This window comes from Shouchella phoenicis, assembly GCF_047238345.1.
Taxonomy (GTDB): Bacteria; Bacillota; Bacilli; order Bacillales; family Bacillaceae_D; genus Shouchella.
The window spans coordinates 3,654,219-3,666,344 of sequence record NZ_JBDFMQ010000001.1; the positions used below are offsets into that span (position 1 = coordinate 3,654,219).

General features: G+C 40.7%; 10 protein-coding genes. 4 read left to right on the forward strand and 6 right to left on the reverse strand.

The genetic code is table 11. The features are described 5' to 3' along the window. Positions 1-64: 64 nt before the first annotated feature. The 4 genes from ABC361_RS19460 to ABC361_RS19475 all read right to left on the reverse strand — a co-directional run bounded on the left by ABC361_RS19460 (position 65) and on the right by ABC361_RS19475 (position 4,466). Complete coding sequence (locus ABC361_RS19460; protein WP_413075484.1) at positions 65-1,780, reverse strand: ABC transporter ATP-binding protein; 1,716 nt, start codon at positions 1,778-1,780, stop codon at positions 65-67. A 75-nt stretch (positions 1,781-1,855) separates the two neighbouring features. Next, complete coding sequence (gene nei / locus ABC361_RS19465) at positions 1,856-2,671, reverse strand: endonuclease VIII (protein WP_413075485.1); 816 nt, start codon at positions 2,669-2,671, stop codon at positions 1,856-1,858. A 32-nt stretch (positions 2,672-2,703) separates the two neighbouring features. Further along, entirely contained in the window at positions 2,704-3,639 is a 936-nt protein-coding gene (murB, locus tag ABC361_RS19470; protein ID WP_413075486.1) for a UDP-N-acetylmuramate dehydrogenase, read from the reverse strand. Between the two features lie 206 nt (positions 3,640-3,845). After that, on the reverse strand, positions 3,846-4,466 hold the full coding sequence (locus ABC361_RS19475; protein ID WP_413075812.1) for a flavin reductase family protein: 621 nt from the start codon (positions 4,464-4,466) through the stop codon (positions 3,846-3,848). A 71-nt stretch (positions 4,467-4,537) separates the two neighbouring features. Here ABC361_RS19475 and ABC361_RS19480 point away from each other — a divergent pair, with 71 nt between their 5' ends. After that, positions 4,538-5,182, forward strand: coding sequence for a DUF421 domain-containing protein (locus tag ABC361_RS19480; protein WP_413075487.1), 645 nt, complete (start codon positions 4,538-4,540; stop codon positions 5,180-5,182). Positions 5,183-5,230: 48 nt separating this feature from the next. Continuing rightward, entirely contained in the window at positions 5,231-6,130 is a 900-nt protein-coding gene (locus ABC361_RS19485; RefSeq protein ID WP_413075488.1) for a diacylglycerol/lipid kinase family protein, read from the forward strand. A 168-nt stretch (positions 6,131-6,298) separates the two neighbouring features. On the opposite strand, the gene ABC361_RS19490 is transcribed toward ABC361_RS19485, so the two are convergent. Then, positions 6,299-6,982, reverse strand: coding sequence for a DsbA family oxidoreductase (locus ABC361_RS19490; protein WP_413075489.1), 684 nt, complete (start codon positions 6,980-6,982; stop codon positions 6,299-6,301). A 974-nt stretch (positions 6,983-7,956) separates the two neighbouring features. Here ABC361_RS19490 and ABC361_RS19495 point away from each other — a divergent pair. Together ABC361_RS19495 and ribD are read left to right on the forward strand one after the other, a co-directional pair. Continuing rightward, entirely contained in the window at positions 7,957-8,826 is an 870-nt protein-coding gene (locus ABC361_RS19495; protein WP_413075490.1) for an oxidoreductase, read from the forward strand. Between the two features lie 9 nt (positions 8,827-8,835). Then, positions 8,836-9,948 (forward strand): bifunctional diaminohydroxyphosphoribosylaminopyrimidine deaminase/5-amino-6-(5-phosphoribosylamino)uracil reductase RibD, encoded by a 1,113-nt coding sequence (ribD, locus tag ABC361_RS19500; RefSeq protein WP_413075491.1) that lies wholly within the window; start codon positions 8,836-8,838, stop codon positions 9,946-9,948. Here the strand turns inward: ribD and ABC361_RS19505 are convergent. Then, positions 9,945-12,122 carry an ABC transporter permease family protein gene (locus ABC361_RS19505; protein WP_413075492.1) on the reverse strand — a complete coding sequence of 726 codons (2,178 nt, stop codon included), beginning with the start codon at positions 12,120-12,122 and terminating at the stop codon, positions 9,945-9,947. The genes ribD and ABC361_RS19505 overlap by 4 nt on opposite strands. Between the last annotated feature and the right edge of the window lie 4 nt (positions 12,123-12,126).

Genomic DNA, 12,126 nt, shown 5'->3' on the forward strand with positions numbered 1-12,126 from the left:
AAATGAAGGCAGCTTATGCATAAAAAAAGCAAATCATCCAGTGATGATTTGCTTGTAGCGATCTTTATTGCTTAATTTGAATACTGTTTAGTGTGGCAAACACACCATTTTGTTGAATTAATTCTTCATACGTACCTTGTTCAACGATCCCGTCTTTTGTAACAACGACAATGTGGTCTGCATGACGAATTGTCGCTAGTCGGTGCGCGATGACAAGGGTCGTACGGTCTTCTGCTAACTCTTTTAATGACTGCTGGATAAGCGCTTCAGTCTCTGTATCGAGTGCAGATGTTGCCTCATCCAAAATTAATATTGGTGGATTCTTCAAGAATGTACGTGCAATCGCAATTCGTTGCTTCTGCCCACCAGAAAGCTTAAGTCCACGCTGGCCAATTTGCGTATCGTAGCCATTCGGAAGGGTTTCAACAAGTGCATCTAAGTTTGCTAACTTGGCAGCATGATAAATCTCTTCATCTGTTGCATCTAAGTTTCCATAACGAATATTTTCACGCAACGTCCCGCTAAATAAGAACACGTCTTGCTGAACAATGCCGATTTGTGAACGTAATGACTGTTTTGTCATGTCTGTTACGTCCATACCATTAATCAGGATGCTTCCACTATTAATATCATAGAATCGTGGAATTAATGAACTGATTGTTGTTTTCCCTGCTCCAGACGGTCCAACAAACGCGACGGTTTTTCCAGCCGGAATGTGCAAGTCGACATTTTCTAAAACAGGACGGTTTTCTTCATAACCGAATGTCACATCGTTAAATTCAATTGCTCCATCAAGTACTGGCGCGGTTTTTGCATGATCTTTATCAACAACGTCCACTTCTTCATCCATTAAGTCAGTAAAGCGTTTAAACCCTGCCATTCCTCTTGGATAAAGCTCAAGAATCGCACTAATTTTTTCAATTGGCTTAAATAGAATATTGATATAAAGAATAAAGAGAACGAATTCTCCTACATCAATCGTATCAACATACAGTAACCAAGAACCATAGATGAGCACCGAAAGAATCATCAAACGAGTCGCTAAGAAAATTCCTGAAGAGGTGTAGCCCATGACTTTATAGCCGCCTACTTTTGCGTTACGGTAGCGCTTGTTATTTTCACGGAACGTTTCCACTTCATGCGCTTCATTTGTAAACGATTGAACAACACGCATACCTGACACGCTGTCTTCTACCCGAGCATTTACATCGCCTATTTCTGTGTACATCTTTCTCCACGCTTTATTCATCTTAATATTCGTATATGTAATTAAGGCAATTAAAATTGGAACAAAGATTAAAGCCACAAGTGCTAAGCTTGGATTAACGTAGAACATGATGCTAAATGCACCGACAAACGTCATGACCGCAATAAATAAATCTTCCGGTCCGTGGTGAGCAAGTTCACCAATATCAAACAAATCGTTCGTAATTCGACTAATAATATGCCCAGTCTTTGTATTATCAAAGAAACGAAACGACTGTCTCTGCACACTTTCAAATAAATCCTGCCTCATATCGGTTTCAATGTTAATTCCCAGTTTATGACCAAGGAAATTTACATTGTACTGCAAGTATGCACTCACAAGATACGTTCCTAATAAGGCACCTGATACCCATACAACCGTTCCCCATTCTTGTTCTGGTAAGAGTGTATTAATAAACCACTGCACCACAAGCGGGAAAATTAAATCTAGAATTGCTACTACGATCGCGCTAAAGAAATCAATATAAAACAAGCGCTTATGCGGAACGTAGTAAGCAAAAAAGCGTTTTAACATAATTACCTCACTCTCTGCCTAATCAGCAGACCCCTCCCTAATTTATCGAATGGTAGCCAAAAATGCAAAGGTTATTTACTGACAATACGGACAATAATACAATCTTCGCCCGTTTTTCATTATTTTTATGATGGTTTCTCCACATGCATAGCATGGCTTGCCTTCACGGTTAAACACATAATGTCGATAATCACGCCGCTTCTTACCTGCACGTTTTAATTCATCTACTAGCAACGCTTCAACCGTAAGACCTTCCGTTTCATACGAACGTTCCGGCAACACAATGAGCGCTTCAGCCATTACTTCTTGCTCCGCTTCCGAACAGTCTATCGGCCTTGCATCTGGGGATAGACCTGCAACATATAATAGCTCACTTCGTAAATAATTGCCGTTCCCTGCTACAAAGCCTTGATCGAGCAGTAAGGCGGTCAACGCTCGGTTACGAAATGGTGTTGACCTCATGCGTTCAAGAAGAACCGTCGCCGTCACTTGATCCGACAAGACATCTGGTCCAGCCTTCATAATAAAAGGGTGTTGATCAAGCTCGTCCGTCTTCAAAACCTCTATATCGGAAGCGCTATAAAGCAGCGCCGCTTTCTTCTCTGTATAAAGCGCGAGTCGAAGTTGTCGGTTTGTTTTTGGATACGTATAAGACTTGCGAATCATCCATTTTCCATACAGTTGATTATGAGAATAAATGCTGTACCCATTTGAAAAATGGATCAGCATCGCTTTTCCTTTTGTACGTACAGCCTCTATTTTTGCAGATGACAGAACCTCTTCATATTCTTGTAGATGGGGAAACGCAAACGATACTTCTACAAGAGGTTGATTGGCAACAGCTTGCTCCACTTCAAATGCAGCTCGTCTTATTTCTGGGCCTTCAGGCATTCTCATCACCTCTCATAAGAAGACCCTGCTAATTAATCATTAACAGGGTCTTTAAGATCTTCTCCTATTGTAATGACCTCGGTTTCCAACATCACGCCAAACGTTTCGTTTACTTTTTCTTGTACGTGACGAACAAGATTCATATAGTCCGATGCTGTAGAGCCGTCAACATTCACAATAAAACCAGCATGTTTTTTTGATACTTCCGCACCACCAATACGCGTCCCTTGCAAACCACTTTCTTGAATCAGCTTTCCTGCAAACATCCCTGGTGGTCGCTTAAATACACTTCCACATGACGGATATTCAAGAGGTTGCTTCGTTTCCCGCGCGATTGTCAGTTCATCCATCTTCTGCTTAATTTGAACGACGTCCCCTTTTTCAAGAGTCATGGTTCCTTCCAAAGCAATGTATTGTTTTTTGGAAAACACACTTTTACGATAATCAAACTCAAATTCGTCTTTTCCGAGTGTTAGAAAATCTCCTTCTTCCGTCAGCACAAGCACACGTTCCAGTACGTCTGCAATTTGTCCACCGTACGCACCTGCGTTCATGTAAAAAGCGCCACCCACTGTGCCTGGAATGCCACAAGCAAACTCAAGCCCTGTTAGGGATTCAGCCAATGCTTCTCTTGAAGCACCGATAATGGTTGCACCTGTTTGCGCGACTACCTGTGTATCCGTTATTTCAATGTTATTTAAATGTTTTAAGCAAAGCGTGATGCCTCGAATGCCACCGTCTTTTACAATGACGTTCGACCCGTTTCCAAGTAATGTAACCGGAATGTTGTTCCTGTGTGCAAATTTCAACACACGCTGTGTATCATCATAGGTCGTTGGGGTAATAAATAGATCCGCTAATCCACCCATCTGCGTATAGGTATGTTTATAGATTGGTTCATTTTGACGTACGGCATCATGAGGTAACTCTTGAATTAAAGCTTCACAACGTTGTATATATTCGTTCATTATCATCGTCCTCTAATTTAAGGTCATCATCCACTTACTTTCAAAACATTCGCCTATAGTAGCTATATGCATCTTTAGTGTGAATGTGCCCGATTTGGCTTTCTTTATGCATGAAAAGCCCATTCTTCATCTCTACATTATGACGTAAAACGACTCAAAAAAACAGACCAAACATGTATTTTGGTCTGTGGTACCTATCTATTTTATTAGTCAGGACGTTTTAACGAGAACAACTCTCCTAAGCCAGCGTAGTTCGGACCAGATAAACGAGCGACAGGATTCAATTGATCAGCCAGAACATAATTTTTTTCGTAGTCGTACACACGTTCATCTAAATGCATCTCAATCACACGAACAATGAGTAAATCAAATGCTGTCACGCCATCGTCGTTTGCTATAGGAAGATGAGACTCTAGTGTACATTCAAATCGAATTAATGCCTCTTTAATGCCTGGAACGCCAACGCTCGTACTGTCAACAAGTTCTAAATCCGTTAAATCGATTTCACTTTCATCTGCTTTTAACGTCGCAGCCGTCTGATTCATCGCTTCCACTAAAGATTCATCGACAACATGAATAACAAGTTCATTATGGGCAACAGTGTTACGAGCTGTATCTTTCATTTCGCCTTGTTTTCGACCAACAGCAATAGAAAGCAAAGGCGGATCACCTGATAACATCGTAAAAAAGCTAAACGGAGCCGCATTAACCATATTCCCTTCTGTTGATTCCGTTGTGACAAATGCAATCGGCCGCGGAACCACAGCCCCACTCAACAGCTTATATCGTTCTCTTGCTGGTAAATCCTTTAGCGTAACACTATGCATCAAAATTCATCTCCTTTTTAGATAAATAAATTTTTCTCAATTCGCTCATACTTTAATGGAGGTGATGTACGTTGGACCAGTTACTCTCCATCCTAATCAGAACAGTTATTATGTTTGTTGCAGTATTAATATTTTTTCGGTTAACAGGAAAAAAAGAACTCGGTGAAGTGAGTGTCCTTGATGTCATTATTACATTAATGATTGCTGAATTAGCGGTTATCTTAATTGATGATCCTGATTTGCCCCTTTATCGTGGGCTAGCGCCTATTGTACTTTTAATTCTTTTACAACGAATTTTTGCTTATCTACAAGTGAAAAATCAAAAATTTAGAGATCTTGTTGACGGCGAACCTGTCATTATCATTAAGGATGGCCAATTTTTACAAAAGAATCTTGAAAAACAAAACTATAATATTGATGATATCATGTTACAGCTAAGAGATAAAAATGTTGCCGATGTCCAAGAAGTGGATTGGGCAATGCTTGAGGCATCAGGGACGTTGTCTATTTTCAAGAAAAACGACAACACTTCGTTTACCCTCCCTTTAATAATGGATGGCGTCATACAAAAGGATCACCTTCAAATTCTTAATCTTACGGAAGATTGGGTACGTCAACAGCTTAAAGCGAAGGGTATTGTTGCCGTTGAACACGTCTTTTACTGTAGTTATTTCAACAATACGTTTTCCGTTCAAAAAAAATCGGCTTCATCTTAAGTTATTTACACTTAGATCGGGTATACACGTTCATAGAGAGGTGAGGCAATGACTATGTACAATAAAGCGTTACTTATATACAATCAAGCAGCTGGACAGGGGGATGCATCTGAGTTACTTGAAAAGATTGTCCCCAGGTTAGCTCTTTCGATTAAAGAATTTACACTTCGTCAGACGGAACAACAAGGGGATGCAGAAGACTTGTGCTCTAGCTATGGTGGCGAAGTGGATTTGATTCTTATTATGGGTGGGGACGGTACAGTACACGAATGCGTAAACGGTCTTATGAAACAATCAGGAAGACCAACTGTTGCTGTTTTACCTACTGGTACATGTAATGATTTATCACGGGCCTTAAACGCGCCAACCCTTGATAATGCACTGGATGCCATTCTTGCTGGACATACGACTGAGCTAGATATTATTGGTCAAAACGACCGCTATTTCAGTAATTTCTCAGGAGTTGGACTCATTACAGAAGCGTCCAAAGAAATTGAGGAATCGACAAAAGACTCATTTGGAAAACTTGGCTATATTATAAGCGCCATTCGATCGCTAAAAGAACCTACAACGTTCACGTATGAAGTTGAAACGGATACTGGCGTAAAGAAAAGTGGAGAGGCCGTTATGATTTTGGCGATGAACGGACAATATATTGGCACAGTTGGTCTTTTTGAGGATGTTATTTCTCTTGATGATGGACAACTTCACCTTTTTATTATTAAAGAAGCAGGTTTAACTCTAGTAAAAAATATGTACAACCAAGCACGGACCGACGAAGGATGGCTTGATAACCCTGAACAATTAGAAATGTTAAATGTTCAATCATGTACAGTGAAGACGTCCCCGTCCCTTGATGTCGATAGTGATGGTGAAAAAACAGAACAAACGCCTGTGACGTATCAAATGCACAAACATGCGTTATCGTTTATTCATCATCAAGCATAGACACCTATTGAGACAAAGAGCATCTCGTCCATAAAGTATATTTATTTAAAGTTAACCGCTAAACAAGTGTGTCGCCCCCTTGAGTAGTGAACCCTGACGCTACAAAAACAGAAAGAATCTTTACGAATGAATTTACTCACTCATAAAGATTCTTTTTTAAAGCCTTTCTTAACAACTTCCGTCAGAGCACGTGTCCCCTTGATTGACAACTTGAATGGTTGAACCTTCTTCTTCTTTCACTTTCTGCAATACTTGCAGGAAGGCTTCCTTCGGCTGAGCGCCTGAAACTGCGTATTTTCGATTAAATACGAAGAAAGGAACCCCTTGAACCCCAATCTGCGCTCCTTCTGCCTGTTCTTGCTCTACAGTATCTTTATAACGATCGCTGTCTAACACCCCATTCACTTCTTCTTTAGAAAGACCAACAGATGCTGCAATCTCCACTAAGGTATCGCGATCACCGACATAACGGCCTTGAACAAAGTGAGCATCAAGTAGTTTTTCCATAATGTCACCCATTTTGCCTTGTTCTTTAGCAAGGTGGCTCAAACGATGAGCATCTAGTGTATTAACAACACGGACTTGATCGAGCTTGTAATGAAGACCGACTTCTTCAGCTTGAGCGGTTACTTGACTGTTCATCTCTTTTGCCTTTGCTTCAGGCATATTATATTTTTTAGCGAGAACCGACACCATTGATTCCTTTGATTCTTTTGGTGCATTCGGATCAAGCTGAAAACTTTTAAACGTTACGTCTACATCCTCATCAAATTCCTCTAAAGCTTGTTCAAATTTCCTCTTCCCAATATAACAAAACGGACATGCAATATCCGACCAAATCTCTACGTTCATCCTTTATTCGCCCCTTTCTTCTTATACGATATACCCATCCATAAACAAGTGCAATGATTGTGCTCTCCCATAGATTTCCTAACTTTTATAAAAAAACTTTAAAAAAAGTGATCCAAATGACATCCTCCTTCGTTATCTCTATAAGTAAGAAAAAACGAACGAAAAAAAGGAGGGAATCTCATGTTTACTGACATTCTTGTTCAAGCTTTTGAATCTGTTTCTAGCATCATCGGCACTCTTGGTTAATTCCTTTAATCTCTAACAACTTTTTTTCAGGAGGTGGCTTTCATGTTCACTGATATTCTTGTTCAAGCTTTTGAATCTGTTTCTAGCATCATCGGCACTCTTGGTTAATTCCTTTTATCTCTAACAACTTTTTTCAGGAGGTGGCTTTCATGTTCACTGACATTCTTGTTCAAGCTTTTGAATCTGTTTCTAGCATCATCGGCACTCTTGGTTAATTTCTTTTATCTCTAACAACTTTTTTCAGGAGGTGGCTTTCATGTTTACTGACATTCTTGTTCAAGCTTTTGAATCTGTTTCTAGCATCATCGGCACTCTTGGTTAATTTCTTTTATCTCTAACAACTTTTTTCAGGAGGTGGCTTTCATGTTCACTGACATTCTTGTTCAAGCTTTTGAATCTGTTTCTAGCATCATCGGCACTCTTGGTTAATTCCTTTTATCTCTAACAACTTTTTTCAGGAGGTGGATCAAATGCTCACAGATGTACTTACACAATTATTTGAATCAGTTTCTAGTATTGTGGGAACTCTTGGTTAATAGATATGGACGAGCAGTGATTCTCATCGCTGCTCGCTTTTTTTATTGTTCCGTTTGTTTCAGCCGATATACATATGCAAAAAAACAACCATAACCTAGCCCCGCTTTCCACCCACAACATTTAACCTTTGGCAGATTCCCATAAGACTAGTATAGTATGAAGACAATGATGGCTTAGAAGGAGCTAACTACATGAATCAGACGGTGGTTATAACAGGTGCAACGAGTGGAATAGGTTTTGAAACAGCTAAAATGTTACTGAACCTTCAATTTAAAGTCATTATCGCAAGCCGCAATCAGAAAAAGGGTCAGGCTGTCGTGCAGCAACTTCAACCTTACGGCGATGTGTCGTTTTATTATGTAGATCTTGCTGACCTGTCATCAATTCGAGCTTTTGCAGAAACGCTTCAAGAGCATGTTCAATCATTAGATTTGTTAATTAATAATGCTGGTGTTATGATACCCCCTTACCAAAAGACTGCAGACGGCTTTGAAATGCAGTTTGGGATCAACCACATCGGTCATTTTGCGCTAACAGGTCTCCTGCTCCCTCTTTTAAACGCGTCAGAGAAAGCACGAATTGTTACAGTAACGAGTATAGCCGCTATAAAAGGATCAATTGATTTTCAAAACTATAACGGAGAGCTTCGCTATCGACCGATGAATTTCTATCGACAAAGCAAATATGCGAACTTTTTATTTTCTTGCGAATTAAATCGCAGGCTAGCACAAACAAAAGCCTCCACGATAAGCATTGCTTGTCATCCAGGTCTTTCTTATTCAAATTTGCTTTCAAGAGGTTCTGGTGAGGAGGCACACTGGCTCATTCGCGCCTTTCTGCCACACGTCATTCAATCCGCTGAACATGGTGCAGCATCAACGATTTATGCTGCAACGAACAACGATCTTCAGGGTGGAGAATGGATCGGGCCAGACGGCTTTCGAGAATGGTCTGGTGCACCTCGCGTTCATCAAACAGGCAAAAAACTTGATCGAACATCTGAAGCAAAAAGACTATGGACGCTTTCGGAATCATTATCAGGGATTCAGTTTTTATCTTAAGGAGTGTATGTGATGTCTGACAACATTTATATGAAGCTCGCACTTGAAAATGCAAAAGCCATGATTGGTCAAACAGGAGCAAATCCGGTTGTTGGCTGCGTAATCGTTCGTGATGGAAGGGTTGTTGGAATTGGCTCTCATTTAAAAGAAGGCGAGCCTCACGCGGAAATTCACGCATTGCGAATGGCAGGTACCCTCGCTAAAAACGCTACAGCCTATGTCACATTAGAGCCTTGTTCACATACGGGCAAAACAGGTCCATGTGCAAATGCACTCGTTGAAGCGGGCGTTCGAAAAGTAATCATTGCCTCGCTTGATCCTAACCCAAAGGTTGCAGGGAACGGCGTCAAGCGATTGAAGGATGCTGGAATAGAAATTGAAACAGGTCTCTATGGCGAAGAAGCATTTAAACTAAATGAAGTGTTTAACTATGCGATTGTGAACCGGCGCCCATTCGTTACGTTAAAAGCTGCCATGTCTTTAGATGGTAAAATTGCCACCAAAACCACCCATAGCAAATGGATCACATCTTCTGCCGCACGTAAAGACGTACATCAGCTGCGAAGCGAACATCAAGGAATTGTAGTCGGGATTGAAACGGTCCTGAAAGATAACCCTTCACTCACTGCACGTATTCCAAATGGACGAAACCCAGTAAGAGTGATTGTCGACTCCCAGCTACGTATTCCCCTAGATTGTAAAGTCGTCACTGACAATGCAGCACCAACGTATCTCTTCACATCAGCCGCCCCAGAACATAAAGAAAAAGAAGACCAGTTAAAAGACCTGGGAATTGACGTTATTTATACGTCTGGTCAGCAGCATGTTAATCTAGACGACATGATGTCATCCCTGTTTTCACGAGGAATACATTCCCTGTTATTAGAAGCTGGTGGTACACTCAACGCCGCTTTTATCGAGCAACAACTTGTACAGAAATACTTAATTTATGTGGCACCGAAGCTAATTGGCGGAAAGAGTGCACGAAGTTTCTTTGAAGGCGAAGGAATAGAAACGATGGATTCTGCCATTGCGCTCACGTTCGCGGAAAGTAGCGTGATCGGACCCGATCTAAAGATCACCGCCTATCCCGATTACAAGACAAGAAACCCGCGTGATTAAATGGTCACACGGGTTCTCTTATTATGATAAATGTAAGCTATTATACCGACGAGAAAAACAGCAACCGTCACCACTGCACTAAACGGTGTTGGCAGAACTTGATCAGTAAAGATTAATAACCCTAGCCAACTTAGTAAAAAACTTCCAACCGTGACAAGAAGCAGCACCTTTTTTTCTGCTCCTCGTTTTGAAAACACTGTTAAAAAAGACAACCACAGGCTTACGCACCACGTCATGAAGATAGGCAAAATTACGATCACACTAAATTGTTGTTCCGCTTGCTCTGTTGCAATTGTCCACGTGCCATGAGGAATTCCTGATACATACCATAATGTGGGGTACGCTTGAGCATATTGAGAATGAAGAATATGTTCAAACTCAGCAATACGAAGGTCTACAGGTAAAAAATAGCTCCATCCTCCTGAATTAGATTGAACGAACCCGTCCCCGTAGCTTGCTGGGATGACAATCGTATCCCAATCAAACCCAAACTCCGTATTCGCACTATAAACATGCAAGGTACGTTCCTCTTCACTCGATTCTCCAGACTCTACCTCTTGATCAACATCATCCCATTGATTCGTGAACGAGACTTCAACTTCATTCCCTTCTAAATGTACCGTCTCCCACTCATGGTTTCTTGTGGCATTAAGGTGTATAGCAGGATACTCGTGCCGTTGTACCTCTTGCCACTCTGATTCACTCCAGCCAATTTGATCTAAGAACTCTGGCCAATCTGTATCTTCAACGACGATCACTTGAGATTGATACAACGTTCCTTGATCACGCTCCACAAAAGAGATTTCCCAACCAGTAAACCCTTTTAGATAGAGAAATGCCGATTCATCATGTAGGTCAGTGGCTAAATCGTCTATCGTATGCGCATCACGCTCACTAGTTGAGATGATTGTTAACGCTTGATCACTATTCATCGAATACAAATTTGTTTCAATGCCTGACTCATTTTCATTATGAAACGATGGAAAATCTACTTGGTTGTACAAAACCGTTGGGAGAAACAAAAGAAAGAGTATGCTAACAATTCCCGTAACCCAACGCATATTCCTTTTTTTCGCTTCTGTACTTACGTACAGCATCATGGCAACAAACACGGCTAAAGCAATTCCACTTAAAAGCATAAATGTATAGTCAATGGGAACAGATATCTGATTCTCAATATGCCGAGCGCGATTGTAAAGTGAAGTCCCAAACAAATGACTCCATTGATTTCCGAATGCTTGAAAACTTATGTACGAAACAAATACGCTTATACTTAAAATGATAATTGAAAAAGTAGTAAAGAGAATGCTAAAATACGCCCGAATTCGCCTAGGCGACATGCCTAAATAACGCAAAGTCTTCAAGTATCGGTCATATCGACACATTGCAACCAACTTCATACATAAATACCCTAAAGCAATGAACTGCAAGACAATGAGCAGACCATAAAAAGGAACCATTGCTTGGCTATCAGCCAATTGTTGCAATGTAGATGTTTGATAGATTTGGTTTCTATGCAGGGCATATCCAAATTGCTCCCGCATCTCTGTAGATACCTCGGCGATATGCTCACTATTTGTTACACCCATAATAAACCCGTTTTCAACGCTTCCTAACGTTAATGCTGTCGGTGCGTGAGGTGCATTAAGATATAAATCTCTGTAATAGCCGGTAATCTTGACTTCCTCTTGGTGACCGTCATCGGTTTGAACAATGACCTTTTCACCAACTTGAACATTTTCTCCAAAACTAGCTGCATAGATTTGATCTAGTACCCATTCTCCTTCTTTTTTCGGCCATTCTCCTACAACTAATTCCGCGCCAGTTTCAGAAAAATAAGGGTCGCTTAACGTTTGTAAGTCGAACTCCATTTCTTCCATAGTGTGCGTTTCTAGCTCACTTCTTGAAAACGAATGCTGCACGAATTCATGATCTTCGAAGAAAGCTTTTGCATCATCGTTAACCACTGATGAGGTATGCAGCGTATAGAGACCAGCACTTGTCCCATCACTCGATAGCTCGTTTACTTTGATGGTCTGTGTACCAACTTGAATCGTAAACAGAATACATGATACAGCAAAGAGGATAAGCCCTAAGTATGTCATTATTTTTAAGACAGTTTGTTTATCTAAGAACGAGGTGTGCCCATACTTTATAAATCGAAAAAAGCCCATTTAC

Bases quoted from the DNA above. Each gene is read 5' to 3' on its own strand.
- ABC361_RS19460 (WP_413075484.1), bottom strand. From the start codon at position 1,780: ATGTTAAAACGCTTTTTTGCTTACTACGTTCCGCATAAGCGCTTGTTT.
- nei (WP_413075485.1), bottom strand. From the start codon at position 2,671: ATGCCTGAAGGCCCAGAAATAAGACGAGCTGCATTTGAAGTGGAGCAA.
- murB (WP_413075486.1), bottom strand. From the start codon at position 3,639: ATGAACGAATATATACAACGTTGTGAAGCTTTAATTCAAGAGTTACCT.
- ABC361_RS19475 (WP_413075812.1), bottom strand. From the start codon at position 4,466: ATGCATAGTGTTACGCTAAAGGATTTACCAGCAAGAGAACGATATAAG.
- ABC361_RS19485 (WP_413075488.1), top strand. From the start codon at position 5,231: ATGACTATGTACAATAAAGCGTTACTTATATACAATCAAGCAGCTGGA.
- ABC361_RS19490 (WP_413075489.1), bottom strand. From the start codon at position 6,982: ATGAACGTAGAGATTTGGTCGGATATTGCATGTCCGTTTTGTTATATT.
- ABC361_RS19495 (WP_413075490.1), top strand. From the start codon at position 7,957: ATGAATCAGACGGTGGTTATAACAGGTGCAACGAGTGGAATAGGTTTT.
- ABC361_RS19505 (WP_413075492.1), bottom strand. From the start codon at position 12,122: ATGGGCTTTTTTCGATTTATAAAGTATGGGCACACCTCGTTCTTAGAT.